General features: G+C 64.1%; 16 protein-coding genes. 5 read left to right on the forward strand and 11 right to left on the reverse strand.

Annotation, left to right across the window (positions count from 1 at the left end; genetic code table 11):
- Positions 1-71: 71 nt before the first annotated feature.
- Both HNP52_RS00400 and HNP52_RS00405 read right to left on the reverse strand, forming a co-directional pair.
- Positions 72-500 carry a DUF2958 domain-containing protein gene (locus tag HNP52_RS00400; RefSeq protein WP_184160909.1) on the reverse strand — a complete coding sequence of 143 codons (429 nt, stop codon included), beginning with the start codon at positions 498-500 and terminating at the stop codon, positions 72-74.
- A complete protein-coding gene (locus tag HNP52_RS00405) occupies positions 497-1,462 on the reverse strand; it encodes a zincin-like metallopeptidase domain-containing protein (protein WP_184160912.1) in 966 nt (321 codons plus the stop codon). Before HNP52_RS00405 ends, HNP52_RS00400 begins: the two co-directional genes overlap by 4 nt.
- Positions 1,463-2,340: 878 nt before the next feature.
- Here HNP52_RS00405 and HNP52_RS00410 point away from each other — a divergent pair.
- Positions 2,341-2,661, forward strand: a complete 321-nt coding sequence (locus tag HNP52_RS00410) for a hypothetical protein (RefSeq protein WP_184160915.1) — start codon at positions 2,341-2,343, stop codon at positions 2,659-2,661.
- Between the two features lie 240 nt (positions 2,662-2,901).
- On the opposite strand, the gene HNP52_RS00415 is transcribed toward HNP52_RS00410, so the two are convergent.
- Entirely contained in the window at positions 2,902-5,082 is a 2,181-nt protein-coding gene (locus HNP52_RS00415) for a S9 family peptidase (RefSeq protein WP_184160918.1), read from the reverse strand.
- Positions 5,079-7,625 (reverse strand): TonB-dependent siderophore receptor, encoded by a 2,547-nt coding sequence (locus HNP52_RS00420; protein WP_184160921.1) that lies wholly within the window; start codon positions 7,623-7,625, stop codon positions 5,079-5,081. The genes HNP52_RS00415 and HNP52_RS00420 overlap by 4 nt, the downstream gene beginning before the upstream one ends.
- Before the next feature lie 99 nt (positions 7,626-7,724).
- Here HNP52_RS00420 and HNP52_RS23010 point away from each other — a divergent pair, with 99 nt between their 5' ends.
- Positions 7,725-7,853: a hypothetical protein gene (locus tag HNP52_RS23010; protein ID WP_260395847.1), complete on the forward strand. Its 129-nt coding sequence runs from the start codon at positions 7,725-7,727 to the stop codon at positions 7,851-7,853.
- A 17-nt stretch (positions 7,854-7,870) separates the two neighbouring features.
- On the opposite strand, the gene HNP52_RS00425 is transcribed toward HNP52_RS23010, so the two are convergent.
- The gene (locus tag HNP52_RS00425; RefSeq protein ID WP_184160924.1) at positions 7,871-8,164 is read right to left on the reverse strand and encodes a hypothetical protein; all 294 of its coding nucleotides are present in this window, start codon (positions 8,162-8,164) and stop codon (positions 7,871-7,873) included.
- 109 nt (positions 8,165-8,273) lie between these two features.
- Here HNP52_RS00425 and HNP52_RS00430 point away from each other — a divergent pair, with 109 nt between their 5' ends.
- Positions 8,274-8,510 carry a helix-turn-helix domain-containing protein gene (locus tag HNP52_RS00430; protein ID WP_184160927.1) on the forward strand — a complete coding sequence of 79 codons (237 nt, stop codon included), beginning with the start codon at positions 8,274-8,276 and terminating at the stop codon, positions 8,508-8,510.
- Here the strand turns inward: HNP52_RS00430 and HNP52_RS00435 are convergent.
- Genes HNP52_RS00435 through HNP52_RS00455 form a run of 5 tightly spaced genes read right to left on the reverse strand, consistent with a single transcriptional unit; the run spans position 8,507 to position 11,537 of the window.
- Positions 8,507-9,091 (reverse strand): DNA -binding domain-containing protein, encoded by a 585-nt coding sequence (locus tag HNP52_RS00435; protein WP_184160930.1) that lies wholly within the window; start codon positions 9,089-9,091, stop codon positions 8,507-8,509. The genes HNP52_RS00430 and HNP52_RS00435 overlap by 4 nt on opposite strands.
- Complete coding sequence (locus HNP52_RS00440) at positions 9,042-9,227, reverse strand: transcriptional regulator domain-containing protein (protein WP_184160933.1); 186 nt, start codon at positions 9,225-9,227, stop codon at positions 9,042-9,044. The genes HNP52_RS00435 and HNP52_RS00440 overlap by 50 nt, the downstream gene beginning before the upstream one ends.
- Positions 9,228-9,232: 5 nt before the next feature.
- The gene (locus tag HNP52_RS00445) at positions 9,233-10,090 is read right to left on the reverse strand and encodes a phytanoyl-CoA dioxygenase family protein (protein ID WP_184160936.1); all 858 of its coding nucleotides are present in this window, start codon (positions 10,088-10,090) and stop codon (positions 9,233-9,235) included.
- Positions 10,087-10,689: an acyl-homoserine-lactone synthase gene (locus HNP52_RS00450; protein WP_184160939.1), complete on the reverse strand. Its 603-nt coding sequence runs from the start codon at positions 10,687-10,689 to the stop codon at positions 10,087-10,089. Before HNP52_RS00450 ends, HNP52_RS00445 begins: the two co-directional genes overlap by 4 nt.
- A gap of 56 nt (positions 10,690-10,745) precedes the next feature.
- Positions 10,746-11,537 carry a LuxR family transcriptional regulator gene (locus HNP52_RS00455; protein WP_184160942.1) on the reverse strand — a complete coding sequence of 264 codons (792 nt, stop codon included), beginning with the start codon at positions 11,535-11,537 and terminating at the stop codon, positions 10,746-10,748.
- 328 nt (positions 11,538-11,865) lie between these two features.
- Here HNP52_RS00455 and HNP52_RS00460 point away from each other — a divergent pair, with 328 nt between their 5' ends.
- Both HNP52_RS00460 and HNP52_RS00465 read left to right on the forward strand, forming a co-directional pair.
- Entirely contained in the window at positions 11,866-12,438 is a 573-nt protein-coding gene (locus HNP52_RS00460; RefSeq protein ID WP_184160945.1) for an RNA polymerase sigma factor, read from the forward strand.
- Complete coding sequence (locus HNP52_RS00465) at positions 12,435-13,409, forward strand: FecR domain-containing protein (RefSeq protein ID WP_184160948.1); 975 nt, start codon at positions 12,435-12,437, stop codon at positions 13,407-13,409. Before HNP52_RS00460 ends, HNP52_RS00465 begins: the two co-directional genes overlap by 4 nt.
- Positions 13,410-13,457: 48 nt before the next feature.
- On the opposite strand, the gene HNP52_RS00470 is transcribed toward HNP52_RS00465, so the two are convergent.
- The gene (locus HNP52_RS00470) at positions 13,458-15,725 is read right to left on the reverse strand and encodes a hypothetical protein (RefSeq protein ID WP_184160951.1); all 2,268 of its coding nucleotides are present in this window, start codon (positions 15,723-15,725) and stop codon (positions 13,458-13,460) included.
- Positions 15,726-15,813: the final 88 nt, after the last annotated feature.

Consider the following 15,813-nt stretch of genomic DNA (forward strand, 5'->3'; position numbering starts at 1 on the left):
GTGAGTGCCGCTCCCGTTCGTCTTGCCAGAAGGCGGGAGCGGCTTTCGGTCGGCGGCAAACGGCCGCCGCGTCAGCCGTCCCCGAGGTCCGAGGGCGGAAGCTGGTCGAGGGCATCGCCCTGCGCGACGCGGCGCAGCAGGGTTTCGGCCCAGAGGATCGACCCGGCGCGGCGGCTCCACGCCGCCCAGATCGACAGGCGATGTCGGCTTTCGAACCCGAGGTCGCGTTCGATTCCGAGCCCGAACGGCAGCCGGACACCCGCGATCTCGGACAGGCTGAACGACCCGAGTTCGGGGCAGCCGAAGCCGAGGTCGGCGAGGCCGAACAAGGTGTCGCCGTCCTCGGCCAGCTCGGTCGCGAGCCATGTCGCGGTGCCCAGCGGATTGAACAGCTTGAGGACCGGCACCGGGTCGAAGCATTTGCCCATCGTCTCGGCGGCGCGGCGGTTGATGTCGTTCGCGCGCAGCGCGAAGCGAAGCTCGGGCGGCAGCAGGATCATGCCGCGATCCTTTCCGCCACTTGCGCCGCGCTCGCTTCGCGATGGCGCGCGAGCAGCCAGTCGGCGGCCTTGCTGGCGGCGCTCGCCGCGCGGAAGATCGCCCGATTGTCCTCGCGCAGGACGGCCAGCCAGCTGCCGAGATAGTCGGCATGGCGGACGGTCGGGACGATGCCGAGCGCGGCGCAGAGGAAGGCGGAGCCGAGTTCGGCGACCAGTTCCTCGCGGGCGTAGCCGGGCGAGCCGAAGGCGTTGGCGAGGTCGCGCCCAAGCCGCTTGGCATGGCCGGTGGCGTGGGTCAGCTCGTGAAGGCAGGTCCGGTAATAGTTGACCTGATCGAAGAAGGCGGGCTGCGGCGGCACCTGCACGAAGTCGAGCGAGGGCACATAGAAAGCCTTGTCGCCGCCGATCCGAAACTCGACGCCCGACGCGGCGATCACCTCCTCGGCGACAGGCACGATCTCGCGCTCGGGCAAGGGGGCCGGGTCAAGCGCGAGGCCGGGACGCAGCCCCTCGCATTGCGCGATGTTGAACACCGTGAACCGTTTCAGGAACGGCACCGCCTTGGCCTCGCCGCCCTCGCGCGCGGCGCGGACCTTCTCGGCCTCGGGCGTGAAGCGGTCGGCATAGACCACGGTCTGGCCACGCTCGCCCTTGATGACACAGCCACCCGCCTCGCGCGCCTGCCGGAAGGTGAGCCAGCTCTGCGAGGGATAGCCATGGGCGATCACCGCGCCCCACAGCAGCAGGACATTGACGCCGGAGTAGCTGCGGCCGGTCAGCGCGTTGCGCGGGAGCGACGGCCCGACGCAGGCGGCACTTCCCCAAGGCTGGACCCAAGGGACACGCCCCGCCTCAAGCTCGGCGATGATGCGGGCGGTCACCTCGTCATAAAGATTGCCGCGGGGTTCGGCGCAGTCGCCGGCAGCCTCGCCACGGGCGCGACGCTTCGGGGATCGGGACACGATAGCCTCCTCACCCGCCCAAAAAGCCCCATGGCCTCCCCCGAGAGGCGGGGGTGGGCGGCGAGACGCGACCGGAGGAGGCCCGGCTCCAGCGGCGTGCGCACCCGCAGGGGCGCAATGCAATGAAGCACTCCGCGAAGCGGAGTTGCGCGCGCCGCGACGGGCCTCAGGCGGAAGCGCCGGCCACACCCGCCGACGAGGGAAGGCCCACAAACAACGCCGCCGCGTCGTCAGGACGCGGCGACCACGGACGCGCCAGTCGATCGTCACCGTGAGGCCGAGACCCCGCACGGGGGCTCGGGGCCGCGCAGCGGCCTAGAGCGCGGTCGCGGGCGGCGGAGCCGCGATGCCCCGCGCCGCCAGGCGCGAGACAAGACGCACCCTTGCGTGCGGCCGGCCAGCGCGGCGGCGTGCGCGCGCGGTGCTTCGGGCCGGTCATGCCCCCGGCATGACCTGAACAGCGTGGGACGCTGTTCACCCGAGCACTGCGCCAGCCGCCGTCGCGCCACGGCCGCGCAAGCGTGCAGACGCGGGCCAAACAGACGCGCGACCCCTGGCGGCGGCGCAGCGCCGCCAGAGTGCGCACCGCAGATTCCGCGTTCGACCAGGCATCGCCGCCGACCCGCGAGGCGCACGCAACCCGCGTTACCAATATTCCCGCCAGGACTGTCGCACGAGGACCAGTGCCATCACGCACGTTGTTCGAGCATCATGACCGCAGGATCGATCCCAGGGCGAATTACCATCTCGGCGCGACTTAGCGCCGGCGGTCGCCCGTGCCTTCGCGAGCGCGCCGCCGCCCTTTAGCAGCCGCCGGACATAAGAGGTCCGGCTCCCGCGTCCGGTCATCCGGGCGCCCGCTCGCCAGGACTTTCCCGATGACGAACACAGACAGCCGCCCGGCACGCCCGGGTCGGTCCCGAACAAACCCTCGCCCGATCAAGACGCCGCGCGGCGATCTCGTGCTGCTCGAGGTCGCGGCGGATGATTGCCCGCAAGTGCTGCTCCGCGTGCTCGGCCTTGTCTCACGCGACGGGTCGATCCCGGTCACGATCAAGGCGTCGCGGATCGACGCCGGGATCGCGATCGCAATCGAGCTGGATGGTGCGTCGTCGGTCGCGGGCGAGCGCATTGCGGCCAGGGTCGCCGGGACTCCGACCGTTCGCGAGGTCCGCCTGGCAGGCCGGCGGATCGCCTGACCCGCAGCGGGCGGCATTCACTTCGACGCGACTTAGCGCCGCCGCCCTCTAGCAGCCGCCGGGCATATAAGTCCGGCTCGCGCGTCCGGTCATCCGGGCGCCGCGCTCGCCATAACCTTCCCAATCACTCCGACGTTGAGGTCGCCAGCGGCGATCGATAGGCCGGAAAGAGCGGAGACATCTGGAGACGACAACGATCAGGAAACCGTCGCAATCGAACTGCCGACGTGATCAGAGACTTCATTGCGACGGCGCAAGAGGCGGCTTCTCAGGCATCATCTGACGACGAAGCCATTCGGCCGTGCCCAGTTGCACCATCCCGCGGGTCTCAGGGTTTAGGGGATCATGGCCGCCATCGGGAGCCCAAATGAACTCGACATCCTTGTCCAAGGCCTTGAGGCCGGCGAACCATTCCCAGTTGAACAGGAGGCTACCCGGCATAAGTCCAACCAGACGTACCGGCGCGCGTACCTTCGCCAGGTTGAAGCTGGGATTTGTTGCGACCCATTTTTCGGGGCTCTGAAAGGCGGAACCGCCGTTCATCGTCTCGAACGTTCTTTGCAGCAGGTCGATCCGTCCGCCGGCGGATGCTGCATACTGGAAATACCCAGCATCCATGCCGTCGATTATGGCAGCAGCACGATAATTGGTTGCACCGTTCGTCAACGCGTAGCGCACATGATAGCCGGTGCGACTGTAGCCAATGATCCCTACGTTGCTCGGGTCGATGATGTGCCGGCGCGACAGGTCGACGACCAAGGCATCGAAGGCCGCACTTGCGTACCTGCCCTCTGCTTCGGTGGTGTCCAACGCGGATGGTAGTTCGTCTACCTGGGCAACGACAAACCCTTGGGCAGCCAACAGCCGGGCGGTGAATATATTCTCGGCCGCGCCCGAAAGCGTGAAGCGCTGAGGATTCCATCCATGGGTCTGAATGATCAGCGGGTAGCGAGTGCCGGGACGGAATCCCGGTGGGTAGAATAGGCCCCCTTGCATCCGCGCACCGTTGCCGACATCCCAATGGATGTTTTCAACATGATCCATCCTTACGCAGTCGAGATACCCATTCGGATCGAGCAAAATCGCAGTTCGTTGTTGCGCTGCCGAAGCGACCAGAATCGGGCGCTGCTCCTGCCCCTGCGCCAAACGAATGGTGCGGCCGGCTAGGCTGCCGACCGCGGCTTCATCCGCTTGCAACCAACGTTTCTGCGATCGTCTGAAGCGAACACCGGTATCCGGAGACCGTGCGCTCCAATCCCACGGCGGCAGCCGTGCTAGGGTGAGGTCGTCAGAACCCATACCAGCAACCAGCCGCCAGTTTCCGCGGGCGATGACTTTAAGATACGGAAGCTCGATGCCAACTTCCACGGCAACGGGTTCGCTCAGGTCTTGCGGGTCTGGAGCCTGCCCGCCAGGCAGAGGCATCATTGTGCCGGCAACCACAACGGCTCGTCCATCTTGTACCCATTGATATGAGCCAGGCGGTGCGAATGTTGGCGCATTCAATAGCGGCGATGCGGCGCCGCTTTCCAGATCGACCTTGTCGAACCTTTGGAAGATCATGCCGCCCTGGCGCGCTGCCTGCGCTATTTGTGGGTTCGTATACCCCAGCCAGTCGCGCGGGATCTCCGACAACGACACGCGCACCAGTCCGATCGCCCCATTGGGCGATACGGAAAGGTCGAACCCTGCCGGAGTGCCGCCTAACCCTCTTACGAGGCGCGGCGGCTTGTCTTCGTCCTTGACCCACACCTCGAGTGGCTGGCTTGTCCCAGGCGCTCCTTCGTCGGTGGCTCTATCGGAAAAAAGTTCGGCCAGGCTCGGACCGTTTACGAGCATTCCCGACAGACGCTCTCGAGCGCTCAGCAAGGGCTTGGCCGTTGGCCGGGCGACATACAATAGTCGCTTCCCATCAGCTGAGGCCGCGAAAGCGACAACACGGGTAGGGCTGGACGCCAGAATGCGCTCTTCACGGGTGAGTGTATCGAGTTCAACGACGGATGAGGCATTCTCGTCGCTCGCGAGGTATAGAATGTGCTTGCTATCTGCAGACCACACCACACTGGAAATGCCCGGCACCCTTGAAGTGACTCGAGATTTGAGCGGACTCGGCCTTTGCCAAAGACCATCGGAACTTTTCCGGCCGACCCAAAGGGTGAATCGGACACCCTTTGCCGCAGCGTCTCCCTGATAGGTTACAAGCGAGTATGACTGCCCGTCGGGAGAATAGCGGACTGGGTTTTCCTTGAAGTTGTCCGACGCATATTCCCCGAAAACGGTGAAGCGCAGCTGATCTTCGAAGGTGATGCTTCTCCTCGGGCATTTGGAGGGCTGCGCCCACGCTGGCGGAATTGCGGCCGTGATGCCGATCGCTGCGTAAATGAGCCACGACGTCCTGATATGGCGGATGCCAGCGCTCACCATGATTTCGTGATGCGAAAAGAAATGAAGCGCCCTCGCGCCGAGGCGTTCACTGGGTCGTATCCCAGATTATACACGATCGTAGAAGCGGGATATCGGACGCTTGGAGGGTTCCGATCGAAGAGGTTCTCTACAACGGCGCCGAGCTTGAGCCCATGTAATGGGCCGCTATCACTTCCGAACGTGTAGGCGACCTGCGCATCGACCGTGACATAGCTGGAAACCGGTTCACTTGGCGAGACCAGCTCATTTCGATACGGGCCGGTGTAATTTACATTCCCTCCAAGCTCAAACTCACGGCTGCTCCAGGTTGCCCCTGCGCGCGCGCGCCACTTGGGTGGATTGTAGACGGTCCCGAGCAAGGTCGACTTGGGACCGCCTGGGGCCGACCGAAAGTCCAGATTCATCAATCTAGTCGCTGATGCAAAGAGGCTGATCTGGTGCGATTCCGACGAATGCGTATAAGAGGCGGACAAGTCCAAACCGTCCGTGAAGGTGGCGGCGACATTTTGTAGCCGGTAGTCGAAAATCGCCTCGACGTCCTGCTGGCCGATATCGAACGGGTTTACGAACGGCCCCGCATAGATCGCTGCCACCTCCGCTGGCGAAGGCGAGAAATCAATGAATGGACCCAGGGTCGCGAGCTGGGAGTAGACGTCGAGCAGGCTACCGACAACCGGGGGGCGAGCGATGCGGTCTCGATAACGGATAGAAAAGTAGGTTCCTGAGAACCTGAAGCCGTTCAGCACAACCGGCTTAAGGTCGAAGCCAACGGTGAACGACTTGGACCGCTCAGGCCGCAGGCCGGGATTTCCCGGCGCCGACGGGAAAATGGTGTTCGTAATCCCGTTCGGGTCTGCTGCGTTGGGCAGCGGGAAAACGAAGTATTCCTGGGCATCATCCGCGAGCTGACCTAGCGGCGGTGCCCTGAATGCCTCGGAATAGCTGGATCTGAGCTCGAAACCTGTGATGGGCTCCCAATGAATCCCAAGCTTCGGGCTGAAATCTGATCCAGCTCCTTCGTATTTGTCGTAGCGCCCCGCCAAGGAAATTTCGAGACGGCGAACTATGGGGAGCGTATTATCCTCGCCCACGAGTGGAATAAAGGCCTCCCCATAGAATCCCAGGACGGTGCGTTTCAAATCGCCATCGATGTTGCGAAAGCGTTCACTACGAACCGTTGCCCCGGCAGCGAGCTTTAGATCGCCACCTGGCAGGTTGGCCAGCGAACCATCCAACGAAATATTCCCGGAGAGTATTTCGCCGCGGTTGCTGACGACCGTCGTGAGTCCCGTGGATGATGTAGTTCGATTTTCATCGTTGCGAGCGAACTCGAGGCTGGCCTTCGTGCTCCAGGTTGCGCCGAGGCTCAATTCCGCCCCAAACGTTCCGCCGTAAACCTCTGACGATCCGACGTCTTCGCTCTGCACCAGTAAGAATGAGTCCTGACGATATTTCCGCTTGCTATAGTAGCCATCCAGAGTGAGCGCGACCGGGCCAACCGCTTGGTGAGCAAAGAGATAAAGGCTGTCGCGATTCTGCTGAGGGCCAATCTGGAATTTACCGGGCTGGGCCGGAATGAAGTCTCTTTGACTAGTAAGGATTGGGCTCTGCTCGTAATGCTCATAAGAGCCCAGAATGCCGCCATCTGTCCAAACGGTGCCCGCGAGTTGGCTCAGTGACCATTCTTCGCCGCCGCCGTCCCTGCTGAAGCCGTATCGTGCAGAGGACTCCGCGCCTTCGAAATTTCGCCGTAGTCGAAAGTTCACAACTCCCGCGACAGCGTCTGCGCCGTAAACAGCCGACGCACCATCCGCGAGAACATCTACTCGCTCGACCACGGCCAACGGGATCAAGGAAATATCGGTTGACGAACCATCGGCTCCGGATGGAGCCAAGCGATGACCGTTTACCAGAACAAGCGTCGAGCCTGCTCCTTGGCCGTGCAGGTTGATCGATGTTCCACGCGTGTTGTTGCCCGTGATGCCGGTATCGCCGGTGTTCGCGAATATCGTGGACTCGTCGATGGTCGCAGCATTCTCCGGGAGTTTCTTTAGAAACTGGCCTATCGTGGCTACGCCCGAGCGTGTGATCTCCTCCCTGGTGTAGGTAGTGAGTGGCGAACCGGCCGGTACGACACCCCGAATGTTTGAGCCGGTGACGACAATCTCCTGCCCGTCGCCGTTTTGTGCGTCATCCTCCCCATTTGATGCCGCCTGATTAGCGGCGACGGATGCGTTTCCCGACGATTTCACAATCGCCACCAGATTGCCATCGGCGCGCGTGGTGAAACCGCTGTCGGCGAGCAGATTGGCCAGAGCTGCCTCGGCGGACAGTTGTCCGCGGGCACCCGGAGAACGGGCTGAGCGGACCTCATCGGCGCGATAAACGATTTGCCGTCCGGACTGGCGGACGTAGGCGTCGAGCGCCGACTTCAGAGATCCGGCTGGGATGTTGTACTCGCGCGTCTGCGCCGCCGCGGGCGTGGCAAGCGCCACGATACAAGTGCCGGTTGCCAGTGCCGCCGCGAGTGTCCGGATCATGTTGCCCCCATTTCCGGGCAGATTATCCGCCCCATTGGGAGTGAGCGACAATCCGGTGGCGGCTTTTGGTAACGCTACTGACTTGAAATCTTCACGCTGGTGCCCTCGCGTCCGATCGCAATCGAGCTGGACGGCACGTCGTCGGTCGCGGGCGAGCGCATCGCGGCGAGGGTCGCCGGGAGTCCGACCGTTCGCGAGGTCCGCCTGGCAGGCCGGCCGATCGACTGACCCGCGGCGCGTCGTCGCTATCGCCGCCGATGCGACGCCGCGCGGGCTTGTTCGCCGAAGGCGGCGATCGCAATGCGCAGTCCGGCACCGGTGATCCATCGCGCCCGCGCGAGATGACTGTCCCAGCAGGCCTGGGCGCGGCTTGCATCCGTCACCGGATCGATGCCGAGGATTTCGAGCGCGCCGTCCTGCCAGGGGATGCCGTCCTTCTCGGCGTCGAGCAGCTCGGCATAGGTGAGCAGATGCCGCCGATCATAGTCGAAGACGGTTTCGCCCGACGGCGCGAGAGTATCGAGAGGATCCGAAGACATTGCCCTCGCTTTGCGTAATAGCCGACCGGCGGCCACGCATCCTATACATCAAGTTGGTGTAAGAGACAGCGGAAGTCACGGTCTCACATCAATTTGATGTGAGGGACTGGTGGCGCGAGGCATCCACGATAGTCGCTATCGCTGGGTGATCGAGCAACTGATCGAAGCCCGCAAGCAACAGGCGCTGACACAGCAGGCCGTGGCGGAGAAGCTCGGCAAGCCGCAGCAATATGTCTCGCGCTACGAGACCGGCGAGCGTCGGCTCGACATCTTCGAGTTCATCGACGTGGCGACGGCCTTGGCGATCGACGCGCTCGCGCTGGTCGCCAACGCACCCAAATCCTAGATTCGCTCCGCCAGGACGCCGCGCGGACCTGCCCGGATCAGCGCGGCGGCGAGCGGGATCATCCTGCGCACGCGCGATTTCAGATGCTCGCCGTCTCCGGGCCAGTCGCCGCCGTAAATGCCGAGGCCGATCGCCCGCTGGCTGGCGCCCGAGGCGATCGCGTCGCCGACCCGGAGCGCTTCCACCAATCTGCCGAACCGCCTCCCCAAACCAGATGGAAGCGCTCGACCATGCAGGAAGGCATCGAGGCGGCGGGCCGAGTCTAGCTGGGCTTCGAGGATGCGACCATAGTCGATCAGCGCCGCGACCCGGCGCGGACCGTCGTCGAGCGCGCCAGAAAGTCCCTCCAGCTGCAATGTTCCGCCCGGAAGGTCGAGCAGCACATGCCGTCGATCCGCGACCCGAATCCCGCGGTGCCCTATCCGTGCGAGATCGAGCGCCGGACCCGACCGCGCCGACACCACCGCCAGCAGGCGCGGGTTCGCGGCCGCTGTCCAGATGGGCACGGCATGGGCACAGTCGAGCGTGGGATCAGCCGGGAAAGTGCAGCCCCCACCGCGCGGCGAAATGAGCACCGGCATCGTCGCCCCGCACAGCGCTGAAATAGGAGCGATAGGCCGGATCGCGCCGCAGCAATTCCCAGGCGAGCGCTGGCCGCCCGCCGGCGAGCACGGCCGCGTAGGTAACCGTGTCCCGCCAGTCGGGAAGCCCGGACATCGGCATCAGTCCCGCCGATCCGCGAGAAAGGCGGCGGCCTGCGCTTCCTGGTCGGGACGCAGCGCGTCGATCGCGCCGAGATATTCGGGAACCGACTCCCCAAGCAGGATCGACGGGCATTGCCCTTCGACATTGCCGAGATTCGGCCGGTGCTGCGCATAACCGACCAGCGCCGCCAGCTCGGGCGAGAAGTGCCGCGCGATCGCCGGCGGATATACCAGCCATTGCAGCTCGAAGGGCTTCAGCCAGCCGAGGCAATAGCTGACGATCACGCCGCGGCGCGGCGCGCCCGATAGGTTGCCGCCACCGCCATGCAGGGTCGAGCCGAGAAACAGCAGCGCATCGCCCGGCGCCAGCCCGGGGACGACCGCGTCGTCCTCGGGCAGCTCGGCGACGTCCTGGTCGACATGGCTGCCGGGCCACAGCCGCGTCCCGCCATTTGACCGCGTGAACGGGTCGATCGGCCACATCACGTTGACGAGATATTCCATGCTGCCCTTGGGGCCGGCCCACATGTCCTGGTCGCGATGGGGCAGTTGCGCTGGCGCGCCGGGGTGGATCTCGACGGCCTGCGTGAGGTTGAGCGCGATCCGCTCGCACCAGGGCAGCAGCATGCGTTCGACGATCGCCAGCACCGGGGGGTGGCGAACCAGCGCCTCGGCATGGGACGACCGGCGCAGCAGCGCGCCGAAACGCCGGGTGCGATGCCCATAGAAGACGCCCCGGCACATCGGGGTCAGAGCGAAGGATGGGGCGAGGTCGGCGGCCAGCGCGCCGATCGCGGCGGGATCGAGTGCGCCGCGTAGCACGCACAGGCCGTCTCGCGAGAGATCGCCTGCGGCGATGTCGACGGCCACGCTCATGCCGCCAGCTCCAGCGGGCCGACATAGGTGCTGGTCCAGGCGAGCCGCTCGCGGATGTCGGATGTGACCTCGATGCGGAACGCGCCGATCGGGCCGCCGGCGATGCGGACGGCGGGGCCGAGCGGCTCGGCGCGCCAGCCCATGGCCAGCACCTCGCGCCGGAAGCCCTCGGGGATGACGCCGGTGATGTGCTCGATCCCCCGCGCGAGCGCGAAGTCGGCCATCGCCGAGATCAGTTCGCTTCGCAGCTCCTTCCTTCGGGCGGCGCCGTGGCGGCTCGGCAGGCAGAGGCGCGTGCTCTCCCACGTCGTCGTTCCGGCCGGAACGCCCGCGACGCAGAGGTGCGGAAAGACCTCTCCCAACAGGTGCGGCCGCCAGCTCGGCAGCATGCGCAGCGACGCCTCGTGCCGCCCGCCATCGTCGATCGCGACGATATAGACGGCGTCGGCGGTGTCGAACTGGTCGACCTCGAAGCGGCCGTCGACGACGGGGACGTCCCAGTCGAAGAAGTCGACGAACTGCGCCTTGCGGTCGGCGAACATGGTTTCGAGCGCCGCCTGGTGCGCGCTCCTGGGGTAGTTCTCGATGGTGAGGATCATGTGCTGCTCCCGTGGCTTGATGCGCCGCGAGAGGAAGCAGCTTTGGACCGTCAGCTTTAGCGCCCGGAATCCACGGTCCTTGACGGCCGCAATTCGTCCGTCGCGATCTCGCCGGCGAGGATCGCCGCGGCCAGCAATTCGGTGCGGTCGCTCGCCCCGAACAGGCGACGCGCATCGCGCATGTAGCTCTCGACGGTGCGGACGGTCAGGCCGAGGCGATGGGCGATGAGCTTGTCCTTCAGGCCCTGTCCGGCGAGCAGGATGCAGTCGCGGTGGCGCGGCTCGAGCCTCGGCAGCGGACCGCGCTGCGCCGGGCCGGCAAACCGGCGGGCCTGCTGGAAGGCGAAGGTGCCGAACGTCTGTGCGGGTCCGAGCAGCATTTCGGCGCTACGGACGCGCTTCAAGCCGGCAAAGGTGCAGGACCCGAAGCAGGCGCCGAGCCTGGCACAGGGGACGGTGATCCCCTCGTTCAGTCCCTCGCGCCGGCCGAGCTCCAGGGCAAGTCGGTCATGGCGATCCAGCTCGATGATGGCGGGCAGGTTCGACCACAGGAACGCGGCCTCGGCGAACAGGCAGCCGCGCATGACCGGATCGCGGCGATAGCGGCCTTCGGCGATGATGCGGCGGGTGGCCCCGTCCGCATAGTCGCGCAGGTCGACCGTCCCGGGCTTCGGCGAACGCAGGTCCTCGTGCGTCAGGATCGCGAAGTAGCGGCAACCCAGATCGTCCGCGAACGCGCGCGTCACCGCGCGAAGCTGGGCGCGATCCTCGGTGTCGCGGATCGCGCGGACGATGTCGTCCAGCAGATTGAGCGCGCACTCGTTCCATAGCCGGGCTCTTCCAGCCATGTGCAGACCTCCTGCCGCGGCATGCCGCGAGCCCGGGCCCCCTTCGCCGGTCGGTTGATCATCCTGCCCCGTTCGCGACTATGACAAGGCGGGGCGCGGAAATGGGTAACGTGCCGATCGATCCGTTCCGGCGCGAAACCCTCCCCGGCGGCGCGTTACCCAAATGCAAGCGCCGCCGGTCTAACCGGGCAGTCGCCTGGCCCATCCCCAAGGATCGAACAGGGCCGGCGAAAAAATGCGTGGGTAGCCAAATTTCGCGTTACCAATTGTCCCGGTGCGGACTGTCATGCCCACTTCGGACAATTGCAGCGAGGTTCACCCCGCCTGAATGATCGACGATGACGAGCTCAATGCCTGGTTCGTGCGGGAGGTGCTTCCTCTCGAGCGGGCGTTGACGTCCTACATCCGTCGCAACTGGAGGGTGCCCGAAGACGTGGCTGAACTGAGGCAGGACATTTACGAGCATTCGCTGATCGGCGCGCGCCGCGCGCTGCCGCTCAATGCGCGCGCCTATGTCTATACGGTCGCGCGCAATCACCTGATCAACAATGCCAAGCGGGCGCGGATCGTCCCGATCGATACGATGGCCGACCTCGATGCCGTTCACCACGACATCGACATGTTCGAGGCCGAGCGGGCGCTTACCGCGCGCGACGAGCTGCGCCTCGCGAAGGAAGGGATCGACAAGCTGCCGCCCAAGTGCCGCGAGATCATCCTGCTGCAGAAGGTCGACGGGATGACCGACCGCGAGGCGGCGGCGTCGCTGGGCGTCTCGGTCGAGACCGTCCGGCGCCAGATCAAGCTCGGGATGAAGGCGCTGTTCGACCATATGGCGGGCGGCTCGGGCAGGATCGTGCGTAAGCGCTATCCACGTCGCGCGGATCGTGAGGTGCTGCCATGAGGCGCCAGGAAGCGATCGAGGACCGGGCGCTCGACTGGCTGATCCGCCGCAACGCGCCGGACTGGACCGAGGACGAGCAGGTCGATCTCGATGCCTGGCTCGAGGAGTCCATGGCGCACAAGGCGGCCTTCTGGCGCGCTGACCATCTCTGGCAGCAGGCGGATCGCATCCGCTCGCTGGGGATCGACCACGACGACCGGGTCGACGGTCGCGAGCCCCGCCGCAAATGGTGGCCGGCGGCGATCGCAGCCAGCCTAGTTGCGGCCGTCGGCATCGGCGGATTGTCGGTCGCTCCCAAATTCTTCGATCAACCCGCGCTGCAGGTGCAGCAGGCCCGCTTCGATACGCCGATCGGCGGGCGTCGCGTGGTGCCTCTGGTCGACGGCAGTAAGGTCGAGCTGAACACGCAGACGGTGCTGCGCACGGCCGTCGGCAAGAGCAAGCGCGAGGTCTGGCTGGACTCCGGCGAAGCCTTCTTCGAGGTCGCGCACCACGACGGCGAGCCGTTCGTGGTCCATGCCGGCCGCCAGACGATCACCGTGCTCGGAACGAAATTCTCCGTCCGCCGCGACAAGGATCGCGTGACGGTCAATGTGCTGGAGGGCCGCGTCCGAGTGGACGATGGCGAAGGCACGATGGCGCATGCCGCGATCATCACGGCCGGCGATACCGCGATCTCGCGGGGGACATCGACGCTGATCGCCGCCAGGTCCGAGGAACGGGTCGCGGATGCGCTTGCCTGGCGCGACGGCATGCTGAGCTTCGACCAGGCGCCGCTCACCGACGTCGTCGCCGAGTTCAACCGCTACAACCGCACCAGGCTTGTCGTCACCGATGCCGCTGCCGGACAGATTCCGATCGGCGGCTCGTTCCAGGCGTCGAGCGTGGACTCCTTCACGCGCCTGTTGCGCGACGCCTACGGCCTGAGGATTGAACGCGACGACGACAGCGTGAAGATTTCAAGTCAGTAGCGTTACCAAGCCGATCGTGCGGAGTAGTTAATCACAGAGCAAACAGCTCTATCTTGGTCTTGCCGACCATTCCAGACGGGGTGGTCGAGGTTGGGACCTTAACGTCTCAAGTTCACCGCGCATATGCCGCCAACTCGCTGCTGTAGAGCCGACCTCCGGTGGCGCGTCTTTCAACCAAAATAGCCACCAGTCTAGCGCGCGGCGCTGGACGTCGAGCACTTGCGAAGGGTTTTGCAGGTTGTGAGCACCCCGATCGAAGCGGGGCGCCAAGTATAGCTCGACGGGAATGTTCAGGTAGCGCAACCTGCTATACGTTTCCCACGGTCCTCCGATAACGTTGGCGACGTTTGAAATACTTCCAGTCACCATACGGAGAAGCGGCGTCCTGACCCGTTCGGCAGCAAATGTAGGGGAATTCTCGAGCCACGCCTTCCAGCCAGTTCCGAACGGTTTATCGCCGACGAGATCCTCGCCATGAGCATAGCTCCAATTCGACAGCGCAGCGTCCAAGTAGCCACCGGTGATGTTGTCACTGACGATCGCGGCCGCCCACGGGAAATCCGAATAGGAGAGCGCGTATTCGACCTGCCAACCGCGATTGCTGAACCCAATAAGGCCGACCCGATCTGCCTGGACGATGCCGCGTGCTATCAGCTCTCGAGCAGCTCCTTCATAACCTCGAACATAACTTTGAGCCTGTGAGAGCCGCTTTACCCCGTCCATTGACCGAGGAGTGACCGGTCGACCGCCTTCGAGCACCATTATTCCGCGTCCAGCCAAAGTCTGCGCTATGAATGGCTGGTTTCCCGGCCCTAGGCCGGGATCGTCCTTTCCGTAAATATCAAAGGTTTCAAGGGAGAGGTCTGCGGCGTTGGTCTGGATAACGAGCGGGTATCGGCGCGCCGGGTCAAAGCCCACGGGATAGAATAGCTTGCCTCGCCACGCGCGTCCCTCGGCATCCGACCATGTGATTGCCTCGACCCGTCCCAAGCACTGTGAGGAGACGAGAGCCTGATTTGTCTGAAACAAGAGTCTCGAACGCCCGCCGTTTAGCTTGAGATATAAGCCGGGCGGATGATTGAGGTCCTGGACGAAGGCTAGCGCTCCATCGTCGCCTTCAGCGCTGGAATTGGGTGCTGAAGCTTCACTTGTTCTGATCCATCCGCCAACGGCATCACGTCCAAAGACGATGCGGCGATTTTGAATTGACAGCTCGATACGGTCTTCAGAGACCCACCGCTTCGCCGAAAGCTTCTGGCGCTCGTCATTGGTTAACTCCAACTCAATCGTCGAGCCCGTGGCCACGTCAACGACGGCCACGGCCCGGCCAGCCATTCCAGCGGGACTTTGAATCTCGAGTGGGAGGAATGTCCTGTCGACCAAGACATGGTGGTTGTCTGGCGACCAAGCAGGAGGCAAGGCGGACGAGACATTGTTGAACGGGGCTTCAATGAGGGGTCGTCCAGACCCGTCGCGCAAATCGATTACATACTGCTGCATCAGCAATCGCGCATTTAGCGCGTCAGGATTTCGGCTATTTTCCTCAACCTGGCTTTGGATTGTAGGCGAGTCATAGGCCGACCAGGCAAACGGAATCGAGCTGGGATTTGCCTCGACGATCGCCCAACGCCCATCGTGTGAAAAGCTGGGCGGGGTGATGGCACCGATGCGCGTGGCACCCGCACCGGTCAGCGAGACTTTCTTCGCTGGCTGCCCCGGCTTAGCAACATACCAATCTTCGTTTCCCCAATCGATCGAAAGTCGGCTTTGGTTGGCAGAGCCGTAGAGCAGCCCCAGCGCATCGCTAGGTTCCAGGACCATGCCCTGTTGGTTGGTATTAGCTCTATCCAGAATCGTCGGCCGCTTGGCACGGAATACGATTTCCCCTGCAGGACCGACACCAAAAAACGTTGCGTCGCCTTCGCTGCGCGTAAGTTTCGTCAGTGCTCCGTCAATCACATCCAATTTGAATATCTGACGGTTTTCGCTTTCATCTTGCCAAAAAAAGGCGACCGATGACTCGTCGAGCCAGCGCAATGCGTTTGGCGGAAAACCAAAAGTGAGGCCCGCCAAATTGCCTCGGCCATTGACGTCCGGTCCCCATCCGCGTGTGAATAGCGACTTGATTAAGCGCGGTTTGAGCCGTGTCGTGTCTCGCAAGCTTCCAGCAAAGATTTCGACGACGACACCATCACGTTGCACGTCGCCCCGCACCAAACCGAATGCATACAATTCACCGGAGCGAGAATAGGCAATCCCTCCGTTTTCCTCCGCGGCGAGAATGCGCGCAGTTTCAAACGCCTTTTCCAAGGTCAACCCACAACTGTCTCCCGCAGCTAGAGCAGGAGCGGTCAATAATAGTGCACAGCAGCTGACAAGATAGAACCTATGAGCGCGGCGCCGA

Source organism: Sphingomonas kyeonggiensis, from assembly GCF_014204495.1.
Classification (GTDB): Bacteria; Pseudomonadota; Alphaproteobacteria; order Sphingomonadales; family Sphingomonadaceae; genus Sphingomonas; species Sphingomonas kyeonggiensis_A.

Bases quoted from the DNA above. Each gene is read 5' to 3' on its own strand.
- HNP52_RS00435 (WP_184160930.1), bottom strand. From the start codon at position 9,091: ATGCCGGTGCTCATTTCGCCGCGCGGTGGGGGCTGCACTTTCCCGGCT.
- HNP52_RS00425 (WP_184160924.1), bottom strand. From the start codon at position 8,164: ATGTCTTCGGATCCTCTCGATACTCTCGCGCCGTCGGGCGAAACCGTC.
- HNP52_RS00420 (WP_184160921.1), bottom strand. From the start codon at position 7,625: ATGATCCGGACACTCGCGGCGGCACTGGCAACCGGCACTTGTATCGTG.
- HNP52_RS00465 (WP_184160948.1), top strand. From the start codon at position 12,435: ATGAGGCGCCAGGAAGCGATCGAGGACCGGGCGCTCGACTGGCTGATC.
- HNP52_RS00400 (WP_184160909.1), bottom strand. From the start codon at position 500: ATGATCCTGCTGCCGCCCGAGCTTCGCTTCGCGCTGCGCGCGAACGAC.
- HNP52_RS00455 (WP_184160942.1), bottom strand. From the start codon at position 11,537: ATGGCTGGAAGAGCCCGGCTATGGAACGAGTGCGCGCTCAATCTGCTG.
- HNP52_RS00410 (WP_184160915.1), top strand. From the start codon at position 2,341: ATGACGAACACAGACAGCCGCCCGGCACGCCCGGGTCGGTCCCGAACA.
- HNP52_RS00450 (WP_184160939.1), bottom strand. From the start codon at position 10,689: ATGATCCTCACCATCGAGAACTACCCCAGGAGCGCGCACCAGGCGGCG.
- HNP52_RS00460 (WP_184160945.1), top strand. From the start codon at position 11,866: ATGATCGACGATGACGAGCTCAATGCCTGGTTCGTGCGGGAGGTGCTT.
- HNP52_RS00440 (WP_184160933.1), bottom strand. From the start codon at position 9,227: ATGTCCGGGCTTCCCGACTGGCGGGACACGGTTACCTACGCGGCCGTG.
- HNP52_RS00445 (WP_184160936.1), bottom strand. From the start codon at position 10,090: ATGAGCGTGGCCGTCGACATCGCCGCAGGCGATCTCTCGCGAGACGGC.